The organism is Streptomyces sp. H27-C3 (assembly GCF_030063415.1).
GTDB lineage: Bacteria > Actinomycetota > Actinomycetes > Streptomycetales > Streptomycetaceae > Streptomyces.
Map to the genome: position 1 here is coordinate 297,012 of NZ_JASITA010000001.1, position 16,380 is coordinate 313,391.

A 16,380-nucleotide genomic window follows, 5' to 3' on the forward strand; every position below is an offset into this window, starting at 1 on the left:
TCACTCCTTGTCGAGCGACGACTTGTCGGACGAGGACTGGCCTGACAACGACTTCTCGGACGATGGCTTGTCGGACAACGACCTGCGGTCCATCGCGCTCAGCGCACGCTGCGCCATCGGGTGCGAACGCACCATCTCCGCCATCGTGGTCGATCCGCGGGCGATCCCCGCGAACGCCTTCCACGCGGGGCGGAATCCGGTGAGCGCCGCGTGCAGCATGCCCGGCCGCTTCTCGAAGAGCGTGCGCATCCGCCGCCCGACGCCCATCTCCACGCCGAGCCCCGCCTTGATCGCGAAGGCGTAGTTCAGCGCCTGGCGGCGGGCGTCCACGGCATCCTGCGTCTCCGCGATCCGCACGGCCCACTCACCCGCGAGCCGCCCGGAACGCAACGCGAAGGAGATCCCCTCGCGCGTCCACGGCTCCAGCAGTCCGGCGGCGTCCCCGCACACCAGCACCCGGCCGCGCGACAGCGGCGAGTCGTCGCTGCGGCACCGCGTCAGATGTCCGGAGGACAGCGCGGGCTCGAACCCGGCGAGGCCGAGCCGGGCGATGAAGTCCTCCAGATACCGCTTGGTCTCGGCGCCCTCGCCGCGCTCCGAGATCACCCCGACCGTCAGGGTCTCCCCCTTCGGGAACACCCAGCCGTAACTCCCGGGCATCGGGCCCCAGTCGATGAGCACCCGACCCGCCCAGTCCTCGGCGACCGTCGCCGGCACCGGGATCTCCGCCTCCAGGCCGAGGTCCACATGGTCGAGCTTCACCCCGACATGCGCCCCTATCCGGCTGGCGCTGCCGTCGGCGCCGACCACCGCACGGGCCAGCACCGTCTCGCCGTCCGACAGGACGACGGCCACCGTGCGCCGGTCCGGCACGGCCGCGCCGTGCTGCTCGACGCGCGCCACCGTCGCGCCGGTGCGCAGGACGGCACCGACCTTCTGCGCCTCCGCCACCAGGCCGGCGTCGAACTCCGGCCGGTTGATGAGGCCGAAGAGCATCTGCTTCGAGCGGCGTGTCCGTGTCAGCTTCCCGTCCAGTGAGAACGTCACGGCGTGCACGCGGTCCCTGAAGGGCAGTTCGAAGCCCGGCGGCAGCGCGTCGCGCGACGGCCCGATGATGCCGCCCCCGCATGTCTTGTAGCGCGGGAGCGACGCCTTCTCCAACAGGAGTACGCGCCGTCCCGCGACCCCGGCCGCATAGGCTGCCGAGGCCCCCGCGGGCCCGGCGCCGACCACTACGACGTCCCACACCGGTTGTTCGTTTTCACGTCCGGCGTCTGCGTTCTCGCTGCTCACGATGTGCTTCTGCTCCTGATCCGCCCGGTGGCCCGTACTGCTGACCGCATCCTACGGCTCGGGGCCGACCTGTCTCCCTGTGGGAGGATCGCCCCTGTCCGTGCCATACGAACACGTACACGTATCTCAACGTCGCACCCACGAGGAGCGTGCCCATGACCGTCCATCCGATCGCCGAGACCATCGCCTCACTGATGCCCCGCGCCAAAACGGAGCTGACCGAGCTGGTGGCCTTCCAGTCGGTGGCGGACCAGGCCCAGTTCCCGAAGAGCGAGTGCGAGGCCGCCGCGAACTGGGTCGCCGACGCGCTGCGCTCCGAGGGCTTCGGGGACGTCGCGCTCCTGGACACCCCCGACGGCACCCAGTCGGTCTACGGTTTCCTGCCCGGCCCTGCGGACGCCCCGACCGTTCTGCTGTACGCGCACTACGACGTGCAGCCACCGCTCGACGAGGACGCCTGGGTGTCCCCGCCCTTCGAGCTGACCGACCGCGACGGCCGCTGGTACGGGCGCGGCGCGGCGGACTGCAAGGGCGGCTTCATCATGCACCTGCTCGCGCTGCGCGCCCTCAAGGCCAACGGTGGCATCCCGGTCTCCGTGAAGGTGATCGCGGAGGGTTCGGAGGAGCAGGGCACCGGGGGCCTGGAGCGGTACGCCGAGGCGCATCCCGATCTGCTGACCGCGGACACCATCGTTATCGGCGACACCGGCAACTTCCGGGTGGGCCTGCCGACGGTGACCGCGACCCTGCGCGGCATGACCATGCTGCGCGTGCGCATCGACACCCTCGAAGGAAACCTGCACTCGGGCCAGTTCGGTGGCGCCGCCCCGGACGCGCTCGCCGCGCTCATCCAACTGCTGGCCTCGCTGCGCGACGAGGACGGCACGACGACCGTGGACGGGCTGACCTCGGACGCATCCTGGGACGGTCTGGAGTACCCCGAGGCGGAGTTCCGCAAGGACGCCAGGGTGCTCGACGGCGTCCGGCTGATCAGCGAGGGCAGCGTCGCCGACCGCATCTGGGCCCGCCCCGCGGTGACCGTCATCGGCATCGACTGCCCGCCGGTGGTTGGCGCCACTCCGTCGCTGCAGGCCAGTGCGCGCGCACAGATCAGCCTGCGGGTGCCGCCGGGCCAGGACGCGGCCGACGCCACCAAGCTGCTGACCGCGCACCTCGAATCGCATACGCCGTGGGGCGCGCGGGTCTCGGTGGAGCAGGTGGGCCAGGGCCAACCGTTCAAGGCCGACATCACCAGCCCGGCGTACACCTCGATGGCGGACGCGATGCGCGTGGCGTACCCGGGCGAGGAGATGCAGGCGTCCGGTATGGGCGGCTCGATCCCGCTGTGCAACACCCTTTCCGCGCTCTACCCCGAGGCGGAGATCCTGCTCATCGGGCTGAGTGAGCCGGAGGCGCAGATCCACGCGGTGAACGAGAGCGTCTCGCCCGAGGAACTGGAGCGGCTGTCGGTCACCGAGGCGCTGTTCCTGCTCAACTACGCACAGTCCAAGAAGGCCTGAGCGGCCCGGCACCCGGCCGGACTCGGCTGACGGCGAAGTCGCCGACAGCGAGGATCCGTGCGGCGGACGATCCCCCTTGTCTACGTTCGCCGCATGGATCTCGTCGAAGTGGTTCCGCAGCGTCTGCACATGTTTCGCTTCCCGATCGGCCAGGCCTATCTGTGGCGCGACGGCGCCGAACTGACCCTGATCGACGCGGGCGACAGGAACGCGGCAGCGCCGATCGAGGCGGCGATACGCAGCCTGGGACTCGCCCCGTCCGGTCTTCGCCGGATCGTCCTGACCCACTGCCATCGTGACCACGTCGGCGCCGCGCAGGAACTGGCCGACCGGTACGGCGCCGAGATCGTGGCGCACCGGCTCGACGCACCTGTCGTCCGCGGCGAGCAGCCGGTGCCCGAACCCGTACTGCTCGACTGGGAGCGCCCGTTGTACGCGCTCGGGCTGACCGTACCGCCGGCTCCGCCCACCCGGGTGGACCGGGAGGCCGAGGACGGTGACGTGCTGGAGTTCGGCGGCGGCGCGCGGGTGGTGCACTCCCCCGGGCATACGGACGGCAGCATCGGCGTCCATCTGCCGCGGCACGGCGTGCTGTTCACGGGCGACTGCGTCGCGGCCGTGGGACAGGTCATGCTGGGCGTGTTCAACACCGACCGGGAGCGGGCCCTGGCCTCGTACCACCGGCTGGCGGCACTCGCCCCCACCACCGTGTGCTTCGGCCACGGCGACCCGCTGACGGACGACGCGGCAGCGGTCCTGCGGGCCTCAGCCGACCGGGACTCCGGCCTCCAGGTTGAGCACGACTGACCTCTGACGGGCCCGCAGCGCCCAGCGCAGCCGCTCGAAATGGTTCGGGGGCAGCAGCCCGGCCGCCTCCTTCTCGGTGACGAAGCGCCAGTCGCGCAGCTCGGCGCCCGGCAGCAGCAGCCCCTCGGCCTGCGTGCTGTCCAACCGCCCGCCGTCGAAGATCAGCCGCAGTCCGCCGTACGCGGGGGGCCGCGGCGGCTCCCAGTCGATCACCAACAGCTTCGGTACATGGGCGAGTTCTATCCCTATTTCCTCCGCGACCTCGCGCACGCCCGCGCGCGCGGGTGCCTCGCCCGGCTCCACGACACCACCGGGAAATTCCCAGCCGGGCTTGTACGTGGGGTCGACGAGCAGCACCCGGTCCGCCTCGTCGAAGAGCAGGACCCCCGAGGCGAGGGTCTCGGCGGTCGGCACGGGGGTCTGGACGATCTCGCAGCTCCCGACGGCCCCGGTCCGTATCGCGTCGGCTATGCGCAGCGCCGTCTGGGCGGGGGTGAGCCCGTCGGCGTCGACGACGTACGCGTCGGCGCCGAGCCAGGGCAGGGCCGCCCGGTAGGGCTCGATGTGCGCGGACGCCCACCGCCGTACGCGCTCATGGACCTCCGGGTCGTCCGGCGTCTCCTCACGGGCGGCGATGCGCTGGCGCAGGATCGTTTCGCCTGTCGACAGCAGCACATGACACACCGGGATGCGGCGGGAGGCGAGCCCGCCGAAGATCTCGTCACGGTACTCCTGGCGCAGCAGCGTCATCGGCACCACCAGGACGCCGCCCACCTCGGCCAGCAGGGCGGCAGCGGTGTCGACCACCAGGCGGCGCCAGATCGGCAGATCCTGGCAGTCGTCGACCTCGGCGAGCCTTTTGTGCGGCAGCAGCTGCCGCAGTCCCGCGCCGACCAGCTCCGGGTCGTAGAAGGTGCTGTTCGGGATCAGATCGATCAGTTCGCGTGCGGCGCTGGTTTTGCCCGCACTGAACGCACCGTTGATCCAGACGATCACTCGTACTCCAAGATGGGAAGGCCGCTGAACTGCGGCGGAGCGGATTCCGCGGGATCATCTGGGAGACGGATGGGAAAAGTCGGCGTCCATAGCCCGGCTCCCACCACCTCCTTCTCCCAGACCCTCTGGAGATACCCAACGATGCGCTCCTCCATCGCAAGGGTCACCTCGCTGTAGGTGCCCTCCACGCCCGGCAGCTCATGGCCCATCCGCTCCTCGACTGCGACGCGCGGGATGTCGCCCGGCTCGTCCAGTTTCGCCTTGTGCCAGTGCCGCAGGCGGTAGATGTCCTCTCCGGCCATCTCCTCGACCGCCGGCAGCGCAGGCCGTACCCACCGCTCGTACCTCGGCCGGGGTGCACGCTCCTCGGCGCCGTCGCGGATCGGGAACCAGTAGGTGTTGTCGAAGTCGGTGGAGAGCAGCGGCTTGCCCTGCAACGACAGGAAGGCCCAAGGCTCGGCGTGCGACGCAAGGAGGGCCTGGTGCATCTCGTGCAGGAACGGCGGGAGGACGAGCGTCCTGGCACTGTCGTACTTCGGTGCGGCCAGCACCGCCTGGCCGGCGGCCCGGTAGGTCTGGTACTGCACCCGGAGAGCGTGCAGGGACTCGTACCGCTGCAGGGCCTCCTCGCGCAGCTCGTCGTCCGGCTCGGAGGCCGGCCAGTACGGCGAGGCGTAACCGCGCTGCAGACCGAACATCTCGCCGGGCGACCGCATCCCCGTGAAGGCGATCGTCCAGACGTAGGTCCATCCGGCGAAGCCCCAAACGTGGAACGCGTTGTGGGCCAGCTGGTGCACAGACCGGGTCGACAGCCGCCGCTTGACTCGGCGCACTTGCTTCTTCTTGTACAGGCCCCGCCGGTTCTGCTCCACGATGGGCGATTCCTCGCGGTATTTGTACTTCACCACGGCATCGTCCATGAGCATCTTGAATGTGCCCAGGACCGCCTTCGCGTAGTTGTGCGAGTATTCGCCCTGCACGAACTTGCGGAATGCGTCGTACTGGATGGGCGTGATCTCGTCCACGTTGCTCTGCGCCCAATATGGGCGAATCACTGCAGTCAGCCGGGATCCGTACGACGACATGGAATTGCTGCGCAGGCTGACCCCTTTGAACCAGGTATCGCAGTAGTCCGCCATGCTGATCGGGTCGGCGGTTCTCCGGTTTCGACGGTTCCGCACGTCGGATTCCCGGTCGAGGCCGAAGGTGAACGCTTCGCCCTCGTCCGCGAACGGAGCACCGTCCAGGTTTTTGGACGCGGACCCGTGCAGCTTCGCGGCCGTCGGCTTGCCATCGTCGTCCAGCTTGTACTGGCCGGTCCACCACTTAACGCGGATACTGTTCCCGCGAATTTCCGTGTAGGGCACCTGTCATCTCCCAGCTCGATGATCGGTGCGCGTGTACCGGCGGACACCCCATCCGCCAGTCCCCTCCGCCACCCGCCCTACCGTGGATGCCCGGCCGGGCGTCCACGACGATTCCGGATGGCAGGACGCACACCGACTCTCCTGCTAAGGGCTGTCCCGTAATCCCTGGTGGATCAGCGCACGGCGTCAGATGCGGTGCATAGGCGGAGGGACGTTCGCATACTGGACGTATTCGGGCGTTCCGACAACGCGGCGAGGTGCCGTAGCTGTCGTCGTGCGCCTGCCAGGGATTGCGGGACAGCCCTTAGTTGGGCTGCAGTTCCAAGGAAATTGGAATTCAGCACAATCCGGTAACAGCTAAATGGTTGTACGGCGATTGAATCGAATCCATTTCACTCCGACACGTCACCTGACCTCCGTAGCGCCTCCACTAGCTGCTCACTGAACGCGTCAAGGTCCCCGATCGCGACGTTCGGCAGCGTTTGCCTCGCGGCCTTGAACGCGGCTTCGCGAACAGCATCCGCACTCAGCCCCGCCCCGGCCGACGCCGACTCGTCGCCAGCAGCGGAGCCAACGAGGACCGGTTCGGCACCTTCAGCCACCGCAACACAGCTCCCCGTGGCCCACCCGAGCGCCCGGTCGACTTTCGCGTAGGTCACCTCGCGAACATCCATCCCCTCCTCGACGCGTCGCCACGTGTCCTTGGAGATGCCTGCCGCCTCGGCAGCCGCGAGGCGCGAGGGGTAGAGCTCCAGTCGGTGCGCCTTGACGCGTGGCGCAAGTCGGGCGAGATCGCGGGTTCCCATACTGACATCTTCGCAGGACCAGCCAGGGCCAGCTAGGTCCACCTGCGAGATAGGCCGAACTTTGAACGAAAAAACCCCAGGTCAGGCCAACTAAGGCTACCCGACCGCATCGCTCGGCCCACTTGAGGGCTATCTAGAACTAGAAGCGCGAGGCTAACTAAAGCTAGATTGTCAGTATACACCAACCGTTGACCTACGAGGTTGACGGGGACGCGACCCACACGGAACGCATGCAAGCAATGTTGACGCGTGCACAGCTGGCACCACAGGCGGGAATAGGCCGCCTGTGCCACCTCGAGAACGGCACCCGTAGATACATGAGCCCCCCGCCATACATTGCCCTCCGCGCAGCCCTCGACACCGCCGACGACCGCCTCGCGCCGCATCCGGACGAGGCCGACCAGCCTGAAAGGACATGCCGATGGCCACCAAGGCCTACGAGCTCTACGGGGTGCCCGCTGCCCCCGAGGACCCCGAGCAGGAGTACATGACGGCCCAGGAGACCGCCTACGTCTTGAAGTGCTCCGTCTCGTGGCTGCGCCGTTTTCTCCGCGAGCACGATGCGCTCTGCGGACGGAACGGCCGCCGCGGCCGGATCATCACCAACCGCGAGCAGCGCGCCGCGATCCACGCCACCCGCTCCGCCGGCGACCCGCGTACAGGGCGGCCAGTACCGCGCCAGCGCCGTCCTCGCCGCACGACCGTGAAGACGCCTGTCGCCACCGGCGTGTAGCGTTCGGCCCTTACATGATCATCGGCGCGCTGGGCGTCTCAGTGCTTGTGTCGTAGTCGACGGTTGAGGCTGCCCAGCCGCTAGCGGCTGGGCTTCCCCCTCGCCCTCGGAACGGGCTGAGCGACCGCCGCATTTGAACAACTGTCTCTTTAGCTCGGCCCGACTGCAGTCCGGTCATGGCGTCGAGCGCCTGGCCCCAGGTGTTGCACGCGGCCTCGAGCTGGCCCTGTTGCACCTGCACCGCGCCCAAGTAGCCGAGGGTCACCGCGTGGGTCCGGGCAAATTGGCCGCGACGGGTTCGGTCGCTGTGACGGAACTGCTTCTCAGCACCTGGAAGGTCGCCGAGGTCGCGAAGCGCGGCGGCGGTCTCGTGGGCGAGGCTGGCCTCGCCGAAGAAGAACACCCGGTGCGGCTCAACCTCCGAGGCGTTGGCACGGCCGAGGCCACCTTCAGCCCGCAGCAGCGCGGCGATAGCAGCCTTCTTCTCTCCTGCGGCGGCCAGGCCGCGGGCATGCACCACGCCAAGCAGGGACCGTTCCCGCCAACACGCCTGGGTGTAGAGGCGGCTGGCCAGGGAGGCTTCAGCAAGTCGGACGGCTTGCTGCGGCTTGCCGAGGTCGACTGCTTGATGGGCCATCGCCCGGAGCACGTGGCCGGCCAGGGGTGCGTCTCCGGCCTCCTCAGCGAGCTGGGTGGCTATCGTGAGCCAGCGCTGGGCGAGTGGATGCTCGCCTCCGTCGAAGGCGGTCCAGCCGGACAGGTAGGCGAGCTCGGCAGCCGCCGAGGTCATGCCGCGTCGGATCTCCTCGGTGGGGAACCGGCCGCTCAACAGTTCCGCGACTTCCGATCGAAGGTAAGCGACGAGGGCAGTGCGCCCGGCACGTCCCCCACGCTTCTGGTCGCGCCTGGAGAAGATGGCGGCCATCTCGCGAACGTCTTCGACGTCCTGATCCGTCACCGTGTAGTTCGACAGGGGCCTGCGTGTCCGGGCCCGGCCTGCCATTCGGCCGCGTGGGTGATGGCGCACCCGGTTGCCGGGACCCTGTCCGCCGGGCCGGGCGTGGCTCTGATACGGATCTGCGGGCAGAGTCGATTTCAGGGATCCCCGTCAGCCGTGGGCAATCTGGGGCTGAGGATCGCCTCGGGGAGCCGGGCCGTCTGGATCGTTGGTGGTCGAAAGGGACTGGTGAGCCACATGGCGTCCCCCTGGGGCGGCGGAACCGTTCCGCGTGTCCAGCCCCCATCGGAAGCAGCCGTGCGGGGCGCTGGCAGTCCTGGCCCGGTACGCCCGAAGCTGGGACTGAGCGGCTTCGGTTCCCCACGGTGACGCCACATAACGCCGCAGATCCTGCGCCGTCGAGCGATTCAAGTCACAGTACTCGGCGACGTCAAAGACGGATGTCCGGGACTCAGCCATGGCTTCGGCCTCTATTCCGCTTCGGTCACCACCAGTGCCGGAACAGGTAGTTGCCGCGCGGCAGCTCGCCGCGGCGGATGAGGTCGCCGAGCACCAGCCTCAGCGACGGCGAGAAGGCGCGATCGGCGAAGAACCGGTCCTCGAACACGGCGTCCTCAAGGTCTCGCGTCGCCGACGGGTTGGCCTCGACGGTGGCCGGGGCGCTCTCGTCGGCGACGCGGATGCTCAGCCAGTAGTCCAGCTCTGTCACACCGGTCTTGAAGGCGCTCTCTCCGGTGCGGGAGTCGCAGCCCAGGTAGATCTCGGCGTCGTCGAGGTCGCTGAGTGCCTGCAGGTAGTCCTCGTTGGAGGTGAGCTCGTAGAGCTTCACGCTGTCATTGCCAATGTGCTCGTCGTCCCGCTGGCATCCGCGCAGCGAGCTGTACGGCTTGCCGTAGATGCGCTCCACGATGGCTTCGATCGGGATGCATCCGTTCTCGGCGGTCGCATGATCAGCGTGTGGCTCCAGCATGTAGACGCTGCGGGGCGTGTATTCGGGTGCATCGGGCATGACGGAGCCTCCTATGAGCTTGTAACACGATCATGATCGGGCCTTCTTGAGGCGTCTCCAGGCTGCAGGCGAGGGAGGCGAAAGCGTCGTGGAGTTCGGTCCGACGTTCCCATCGGACGGCGAGGCGCCTGAAGTGGTGGAGCAGGGCGAAGGTCTGCTCGACGACGTAGCGGAGTTTGCCGATGCCCTTGATGTTGGGTGATCCCTTGCGGGAGATGACGGGCAGGATCCGCCGGCGACGCAGCTCGTCGCGGTGGGCGTTGGAGTCGTAGCCCTTGTCGCCGAGCAGGGCTTTCGGTCGTCGGCGTGGCCGGCCGGGGCGCCCGGCGACGGGTGGGATGCCGTCGACCAGGGCGAGGGTCTGAGTGACGTCGTTGACGTTGGCCGCGGTCGTGATGACCTTCAGTGGGGTGCCACGTCCGTCGCAGATCAGATGGTGCTTGCTGCCCGTCTTCCGCCGGTCGACCGGCGACGGACCGGTATCGGGTCCCCTTTTTTCGCACGGATGTGGGAGCCATCCACGCACGCACGCGACCAGTCGAGCTCGCCGGCCGCGTTCAGCTTCGCAAGCAGGACCCGGTGCAGCCGGTCGAAGGATCCTGCCTTCTGCCACCGGTCCAGGCGGCGCCAGCAGGTCTGCCCTGAGCCGAACCCCAGCTCCAGTGGCAGCAGTTGCCAGGCTATGTCGTTGTAGAGGACGAACAGGATGCCCTGCAGGCAGAGACGGTCCGACACCGGCCGAGGCCCCGGTGACCGCTCCGGCCACGGCGGCAGCAAAGGCTCGATCAACGCCCACAACTCATCGTCCACGATCCACGGCCGAGTACCCACCATCACGAACGGCCGAATCGTCACACCGGTAACGCCCAACCAGCATCGCATCGCGGGTTCCAACCGGACTCCGTTCTGAATCCCCCCGGTACCGCCCACCGGCTTTCGTCACAAGCCTCGCCGGCCCTCCGTTCATCGGGTTTGCCCACCGACGTGCCTGACCTTCCGACGGAGTTCCCCACCGGATTCCCGACCGACATGCCCACCGGCCTGCCGACGGACCTGCCCACCGACTGGCCCGGAGATACCCCATGACGGCGGCCTTCCCAGCAGTCACCCCGCCGCCGGGACCGCCCTCGGGGTTCCCGCCGAAGCCTCCGTCGCGGATGCGCCGCCCGCGCGGCGTCGCGGCGGCGATCGTGCTCGCCCTCATGCTCTCCGTGAGCTACGGCATCGCCCAGACCCTCTATTGGCAACAGCCCGAGATCGCCTCGGCGTTGCCCTGGATGCGGGTATGGCTGCTGCCCGAGACGGAACCGTTCAAGGTAACCCGGGTGCTGCTCATCGTCGGGTGGGCGGTCGCCACGCTCCTGGCTCTGGTGCTTGTGCTGAGCCAGGAGCGTGGCTCTGGCCTCCCCGCTCCTCACTGCCCCGCCTCCCGGCCCTCCCCCTGCAGTCCCCACCGACCCCGCCGGCGGCAACGAGCGATCCCGCGCCCGCACCCTGCGTGTCTGTCAGTTCGGCATCCTGGGTGCCTTCGTGCTGCCCCACTCCTGGATGGCGCTCGACGCGCTCGTTGCGTACCCGCTCACGCTGCTTGACTGTCTGCCGACGACCGCCGCGCTGCTGGTCCTTCACCGGGTGCAGTTCTATCGCCGGATGCCCGTGCGGCTGTTGCTCATCGGGTTCGGTTGGGGTGTGCTTGTCGGCGACGGGTTCGGCTCGGTCATGGTCACCTGGTTTCACCTCCTTGACTGGCAGTATCCGCGCGACATGATTCTCCGGCTCTACACCCTGCTCGCCCTCAACACCGGGCTCTTCTCCGAACTCGGCAAGGCGGTCGGAGTCGCGGTCCTGCTCCTCCTGTTCCGGCGCCACATCGACAACGTGGTGTCCGGCGTCGTCATCGGCGCGGCAGTCGGCCTCGGCGCCAACCTGCCCGAAACCTTTCCCTACATGGCCTTGATCGACCCTGGTCAGGAAAGAGGGCGACGCGCTCTACATCCTCGACGCGCCCCTCGATGTACAGATGGAAACCATGTACGTGGAGGCACGCGGCAAGGCGGCAGCGGGCGGGTGCCCGAGGACGGACAAGGCCACCGAGGACCGGAACGAGGACTTGTTTCGCACCTTGACCTTGCCCAAGCTGAAGCATGCCAGCAACTACGCACCGGAATATGCCGAACTGCGCCGTGTCTGTCTCGCCCGCGTCGCTGCCGAGCGGTATCGAGGGCTGAGCCAATCCAAGGACACGGCCTACGTCGCGCTTGTCGACAAGGGCGACGTCACCGACTGGCAGACCGAAACCGATTGGAAGCCCACCGAGACATTCAACCGGTACGTCGACTCCTACTCCAAGGGCGAGTTCAAAGTCACAGAGGAGGAGCAGCACGGCGATGGCCGTGTCTACGTCCGCACGTATTCCTACTGCGGCGTCGATCTCTCCAAGATCGCCTTGAGCAAGGTCTCGAACGACCGCTTCACGGCCGAGCACGCCACCCTCGCCACGGACATCGACCGCTCGCTGAAAGCGCCGTCCGCCGCGGGCGACGACACCGTGTGGCTTGGCGCGCCACGCCACGCCAGGCCGCCGGGCTCGGACCGCCTGAAGATCCCCCTGTCCACAGGCGAGGTGACGCTGCGCCTGCTTCCGGTGTCGCTGGCGTTGCTCGGCGTCCTGCTGTGGTGGCATAGGCGGAGGCTCAACGCCCCTGGTGTCCCAAGCTCCCTGCGACTCGCGGCCACCGGCACCCACAGTCTCCCAGACGCCCGGAGCGTCCCAGGCGCCCGCAATGGCCCACGTCCGTTGCGTCGGCGCAGCAGTTGCCAAACGATCACGCGAGAACCCGCACAACACCTCCTGATGAGGTTGTCAGACCACAGCTGTGGCCGGGACCTTCTCAAGGCGCAGGGAGCCGGAGTCCGTGAGATAGCGCGGCGGACAAGCCGGGCTCCTTCGGACCGCTGCTTGACCACGTCGGTGGCTCCGCCTTCGCCGCCTGCCTACCACCCACATCGACGGAGCCGTGGTCAACATCGGCCGCCTCGACACGGCCGAATCCCCCATCGACCTCAACGCCCTGTCCTACCGGCATCTGCGCCCCGCCGGGGTGTCCTTCGGCTTCACCCGGGCCGCCGAACTCGGTTCCGTCATCACGGCCGCCGGCGAGCAGCTTCTGCCCGCCGTCGCCGACGAACGCGTACGGCCCCTGATCGACACCACCCTGGCCTTCGAGACCGCCGAAAAGGTCGCTGAACGACTCCGCTCCCATCAGGCCCACGGAAAGATCGTCCTCGCCGTTCCCTGAGGGGGCGGGGCCACGTAAGCCACTCCCCGAGAGGGTCGCACTGCTACAGAACCCGCACGCAGCACCGCACTTGACTACGGTGTCGCGTGCGGGTTCTGCGTTGTTCGAGGTCAGAATTGTGCGAACCCGCGCGCTTCCGCGTTCGACGCCCTCTGCGTGCAGCGGCAGAATCTGCGGACGCTGCCACTGACCGAAAGATGGCCGCTGGGCAGGTCCTGGGAGGCGGTGCGGCTCTCCAGCGGGGAAGCGGGAATGGTGACCAGGGTGCCGGCGGACAGGAATATGCCGGGCGGAAGCTGGGGGTTGACCGCGCACCCCGAACAAGTCCTGTTGGCGTGGCGCGCTAGTCTGGCCCGGACATCGACCTGATACAGACCATGCGACAAAATGAGGAGCTTGCGATGACCGGGGGCGCTCTCCCCACCGAACAGATACCTCTGTTCAATCCTTTCGCGGAAGGGTTCACCGACAACCCGTATCCGCAGTACGCCCTGTTGCGGCAGACCGCGCCCGTCTACGCCCATCCCATGGGCTTTTGGGTGATCACCCGGTACCAGGACGTCTCCGCGCTCCTGCGCTCCGGCGCGTCGGTCGAGCTGCGCAACGTCACCTCGGGCGCGATGGTGAACCTGCGTCAGAAGGACGAGTCGCGCAGGACCCCACTCATCGACGGCTTCTCCATGATCGACCGTGACGCGCCGGACCACACCCGGCTGCGCAGGCTGGTGCAGAAGGCGTTCACACCGAAGTCGATCCAGGCGCTCGCGCCGCGCATCCGTGACCTCGTCGACGGACTGCTGGACCGCATGGCCGACTCGGGCCGCGCGGACCTGGTGCCTCACCTCGCCTCTCCGCTGCCGTTCACCGTGATCGCGGAGATGCTGGGCGCGCCGCCGACCGATCATGCGCGGATTCGCGAGCTGAGCGCCACCATGGTCCGCTCTCTCGAACCGGTCGCCGACCCGAGCGTGATGCTCGCGATCGAAGCGGCCGACGAGGAACTCGCCAAGATCACCGCCGAGATGATCGCGTGGAAGCGCCGCAACCCCGCCGACGACCTGATGACCGCCCTGATCAACGTCCAGGAGGACGGCGACGCGCTCAGCGACGACGAGCTGGTCGCCCAGATTCTGCTGCTCTACATCGCGGGCCACGAGACGACCGTGAACCTGCTCGCCAACGGCACGTTGGCGCTGTTGCGGCACCCGGAGCAGCTGGCCGCGCTGCGCGCGGACGCTTCACTGATGCCGAACGCGGTCGACGAGCTGCTGCGCTACGACAGCCCCCTCCAGTCGAGCCGGCGGATCACCGTTGAGCCGACCGTGCTCAGTGGGGTCGAGATCCCGGCCGGTTCGTTCGTGATCGCGGGTCTGGCCTCGGCGAACCGGGACGAGCTGCACTGGGGCTCGGACGCGGACACCCTGCGTCTGGACCGTGAGGGCGCCCGGGGACATGTCGCGTTCGGCTCCGGGTCACACCACTGCCTGGGTGCGTCGTTGGCACGCCTGGAGGCGAGCATCACGTTCGAACGGATGCTGCAGCGGTTCCCGAACCTGGCTCTCGATGGCGATGTGACGTACAACGGCCGTATCAACGTCCGCGGTCCGGCCTCGCTTCCAGTGTCGCTCGGCTGAGTCTGCGGCTCTGCGGGCCCGTCGGATCGATCCGACGGGCCCGCACGCTTGAGGTCCCCTCACACCAGGGCGGCCGTGGCTGACGTGACGGACCGCAGGCCCTCACACAGCTTCTCCATCGACGCGTTGTTGTTGCCGAACTGGTTGATCGCGAACGCCCCGCGGTAGTCCGGCCCGTAACCGTGCTTGAGGAAGTTGACGAAGGATCCGCTGGCGCTGAGGTCCACGAAGTAGTGGTTCTCCGGCACGCGGAAGGATGTGGACATCAGCTCGTCGAAGCGCACCCGGCCCCGGACCACGTCCCACGCGTATGTTTCCAGGTGCTCTGGCGCATCGTCGTCCATCTGCCGCGCGTACGCCGAGGAGTAGACAGGCAGGCGCGGCCTGCTCACCGTGACGGCTCTGCCCAGGCTCCGGCACTCGGCTTGGATGTCATCGAGAACGCCCGAGTGGAAGGCGTACCGGACGGGCAGCCTGACGGCGACCACGCCCTCGTCGTCCAGCGCGGCCCGCACGTCGGCCAGCCGCTCGCTCTCGCCGCTGACGACGAAGTTGCCTAGGGACGCGCCCGTGAAGTTGACGCCCGCCAGTGACAGCCCGCCGAACAGGTCCCGTCGCCGCTGGTAGAGATCAGGCGCGGCAAGGACGCTGAGCATGCCGCCGGTGCGACAGCGCAGCTTCAGCAGATGCGCCTGCTTCATCACGAGGTCCAAGCCGTCCTCGAACGACATCACCCCTGCGACAGTGGCGGCGATGTACTCGCCCAGACTGTGCCCAAGCACCGCGTCGGGGTGGAAGCCTTCGGCGCGCAGCGCCTCGGTCAGGCTCCAGCCGAGGCTGTAGAGCGCCGCATGGGTGTGCAGGATGTCGTCGAAGTCCTGGCCCCGGCGCGTGCTGTCGTGGATGGCCGCCACCAGCGAGGTGCCGTTGGCCGCCTCGTACAGCGCGCTGCACCGGTCCATGGCGTCCCGGAACGCCGGGTGGGTTTCGTACAGTTGCTTTCCCATCCGGTGATACTGCGTGCCCTGACCTCCGTACATGAAGACGACCTCGGGCCGTTGCCGGGTCCTTCGCGGTGCGGGAGGGGCCTTCTCGGCCGGCAGAGGCTCCTGGCGGATCTTGTCGGTGAGTTTGGTGAGTACCTGGCCGGGGCCGATCTCGTGGAAGTCGGTGTGCCCCCGGCTCATCAGCCAGGAGATCGACTCGTACCACTTGACCGGGCTCGATATCTGACGGATGAGCAGGTCTGCGTAACCGGTCGTCGGATACATGCGCGCCGTGCAGTTGGCGACGACGGGTATGTGCAGTTCCTTGAGCTCGACGCCGGACAGGTACCGGGCGAACTCCTCCTGTACGTCCGTCATGCAGCGCGAGTGGAACGCCGCGCTCACGTTGAGGGGGATGAAGGAGGCCCCGGCCTCCGTGTAGACGGCGCGGACCTCGGGTGCGTGGACTTCGTCATAGGCGCCGGAGAGGATGCACTGCTGACGCGAGTTGATATTGGCGATGTCGATGTTCTCGTACGGCAGGCCGGCCAGGATCTCGGCGACGCGCTCCTGGTCCAGGTTGACGACCGCGGCCATCGCGCCCTTGGGGGCTTGGCTCATCAGCTCTCCGCGCTTGCGCACCAGGTCGAGCCCGGTGGCGAAGTCGAAGGCGCCGGCTGCGAACAGGGCGCAGTACTCCCCCAGGCTGTGTCCGGCGACGACGCCCGGCAGCTCCTCGCCGGCGGCGATGCGGTCGAGATACTGCAAGGCGCTCACCGCGTAGAGCGCGGGCTGGGTGTACTGCGTCCTGCCCAGTACCCGATCGGGATCGTCGAGGCAGAGCTCCCGCAGTGAGTAGCCGAGGATGTCGTCCGCCTGCGCGACAAGGCCGGGGAAACGCGCGAACAGCCCTTCACCCATGCCTTTGCGCTGCGAGCCCTGCCCGGGGAATACGTACACCGATTTCATGTG

13 protein-coding genes and 1 pseudogene are annotated in these 16,380 nt (G+C 68.1%); 6 read left to right on the forward strand and 8 right to left on the reverse strand.

Features of this window, described 5'->3' with window-relative positions; translation table 11 throughout:
- The gene (locus tag QMK30_RS01140; protein WP_283515180.1) at nt 1-1,293 is read right to left on the reverse strand and encodes a geranylgeranyl reductase family protein; all 1,293 of its coding nucleotides are present in this window, start codon (nt 1,291-1,293) and stop codon (nt 1-3) included.
- Nucleotides 1,294-1,448: 155 nt separating this feature from the next.
- Between QMK30_RS01140 and QMK30_RS01145 the strand changes: the two genes are divergently transcribed.
- Complete coding sequence (locus QMK30_RS01145; RefSeq protein WP_283515181.1) at nt 1,449-2,813, forward strand: dipeptidase; 1,365 nt, start codon at nt 1,449-1,451, stop codon at nt 2,811-2,813.
- Between the two features lie 93 nt (nt 2,814-2,906).
- On the forward strand, nt 2,907-3,620 hold the full coding sequence (locus tag QMK30_RS01150) for an MBL fold metallo-hydrolase (RefSeq protein ID WP_283515182.1): 714 nt from the start codon (nt 2,907-2,909) through the stop codon (nt 3,618-3,620).
- On the opposite strand, the gene QMK30_RS01155 is transcribed toward QMK30_RS01150, so the two are convergent.
- The 3 genes from QMK30_RS01155 to QMK30_RS01165 all read right to left on the reverse strand — a co-directional run bounded on the left by QMK30_RS01155 (nt 3,579) and on the right by QMK30_RS01165 (nt 6,789).
- Nucleotides 3,579-4,616 (reverse strand): NUDIX hydrolase, encoded by a 1,038-nt coding sequence (locus QMK30_RS01155; RefSeq protein ID WP_283515183.1) that lies wholly within the window; start codon nt 4,614-4,616, stop codon nt 3,579-3,581. The two genes, QMK30_RS01150 and QMK30_RS01155, sit on opposite strands and share 42 nt — an antisense overlap.
- Complete coding sequence (locus QMK30_RS01160; protein ID WP_283515184.1) at nt 4,613-5,983, reverse strand: integrase; 1,371 nt, start codon at nt 5,981-5,983, stop codon at nt 4,613-4,615. Before QMK30_RS01160 ends, QMK30_RS01155 begins: the two co-directional genes overlap by 4 nt.
- A gap of 392 nt (nt 5,984-6,375) precedes the next feature.
- Nucleotides 6,376-6,789 carry a hypothetical protein gene (locus tag QMK30_RS01165; protein ID WP_283515185.1) on the reverse strand — a complete coding sequence of 138 codons (414 nt, stop codon included), beginning with the start codon at nt 6,787-6,789 and terminating at the stop codon, nt 6,376-6,378.
- A 421-nt stretch (nt 6,790-7,210) separates the two neighbouring features.
- Here QMK30_RS01165 and QMK30_RS01170 point away from each other — a divergent pair, with 421 nt between their 5' ends.
- A complete protein-coding gene (locus QMK30_RS01170; RefSeq protein ID WP_283515186.1) occupies nt 7,211-7,522 on the forward strand; it encodes a DNA-binding protein in 312 nt (103 codons plus the stop codon).
- 10 nt (nt 7,523-7,532) lie between these two features.
- Here QMK30_RS01170 and QMK30_RS01175 read toward each other — a convergent pair whose 3' ends face one another.
- From QMK30_RS01175 to QMK30_RS01185, 3 genes and pseudogenes are all read right to left on the reverse strand, one after another.
- A complete protein-coding gene (locus tag QMK30_RS01175; RefSeq protein WP_502963038.1) occupies nt 7,533-8,525 on the reverse strand; it encodes an NsdA family TPR-like regulatory protein in 993 nt (330 codons plus the stop codon).
- Between the two features lie 439 nt (nt 8,526-8,964).
- Complete coding sequence (locus QMK30_RS01180; protein ID WP_283515188.1) at nt 8,965-9,489, reverse strand: hypothetical protein; 525 nt, start codon at nt 9,487-9,489, stop codon at nt 8,965-8,967.
- Between the two features lie 58 nt (nt 9,490-9,547).
- Nucleotides 9,548-10,323: pseudogene (locus QMK30_RS01185) on the reverse strand (IS5 family transposase); the annotation flags it as partial.
- Nucleotides 10,324-11,139: 816 nt separating this feature from the next.
- Here QMK30_RS01185 and QMK30_RS38670 point away from each other — a divergent pair.
- The 3 genes from QMK30_RS38670 to QMK30_RS01195 all read left to right on the forward strand — a co-directional run bounded on the left by QMK30_RS38670 (nt 11,140) and on the right by QMK30_RS01195 (nt 14,422).
- Nucleotides 11,140-12,174, forward strand: coding sequence for a PrsW family glutamic-type intramembrane protease (locus tag QMK30_RS38670; RefSeq protein ID WP_502963041.1), 1,035 nt, complete (start codon nt 11,140-11,142; stop codon nt 12,172-12,174).
- 332 nt (nt 12,175-12,506) lie between these two features.
- Nucleotides 12,507-12,788, forward strand: coding sequence for a zinc-binding dehydrogenase (locus tag QMK30_RS01190; protein WP_283515189.1), 282 nt, complete (start codon nt 12,507-12,509; stop codon nt 12,786-12,788).
- Between the two features lie 401 nt (nt 12,789-13,189).
- Nucleotides 13,190-14,422 carry a cytochrome P450 gene (locus tag QMK30_RS01195; RefSeq protein ID WP_283515190.1) on the forward strand — a complete coding sequence of 411 codons (1,233 nt, stop codon included), beginning with the start codon at nt 13,190-13,192 and terminating at the stop codon, nt 14,420-14,422.
- A 59-nt stretch (nt 14,423-14,481) separates the two neighbouring features.
- Here the strand turns inward: QMK30_RS01195 and fabD are convergent, their stop codons facing one another.
- Nucleotides 14,482-16,368 carry an ACP S-malonyltransferase gene (gene fabD / locus QMK30_RS01200; RefSeq protein WP_283515191.1) on the reverse strand — a complete coding sequence of 629 codons (1,887 nt, stop codon included), beginning with the start codon at nt 16,366-16,368 and terminating at the stop codon, nt 14,482-14,484.
- Nucleotides 16,369-16,380: the final 12 nt, after the last annotated feature.

Bases quoted from the DNA above. Each gene is read 5' to 3' on its own strand.
- QMK30_RS01150 (WP_283515182.1), top strand. From the start codon at position 2,907: ATGGATCTCGTCGAAGTGGTTCCGCAGCGTCTGCACATGTTTCGCTTC.
- QMK30_RS38670 (WP_502963041.1), top strand. From the start codon at position 11,140: ATGCCCGTGCGGCTGTTGCTCATCGGGTTCGGTTGGGGTGTGCTTGTC.
- QMK30_RS01145 (WP_283515181.1), top strand. From the start codon at position 1,449: ATGACCGTCCATCCGATCGCCGAGACCATCGCCTCACTGATGCCCCGC.
- QMK30_RS01175 (WP_502963038.1), bottom strand. From the start codon at position 8,525: ATGGCAGGCCGGGCCCGGACACGCAGGCCCCTGTCGAACTACACGGTG.
- QMK30_RS01165 (WP_283515185.1), bottom strand. From the start codon at position 6,789: ATGGGAACCCGCGATCTCGCCCGACTTGCGCCACGCGTCAAGGCGCAC.
- QMK30_RS01195 (WP_283515190.1), top strand. From the start codon at position 13,190: ATGACCGGGGGCGCTCTCCCCACCGAACAGATACCTCTGTTCAATCCT.
- QMK30_RS01180 (WP_283515188.1), bottom strand. From the start codon at position 9,489: ATGCCCGATGCACCCGAATACACGCCCCGCAGCGTCTACATGCTGGAG.
- QMK30_RS01170 (WP_283515186.1), top strand. From the start codon at position 7,211: ATGGCCACCAAGGCCTACGAGCTCTACGGGGTGCCCGCTGCCCCCGAG.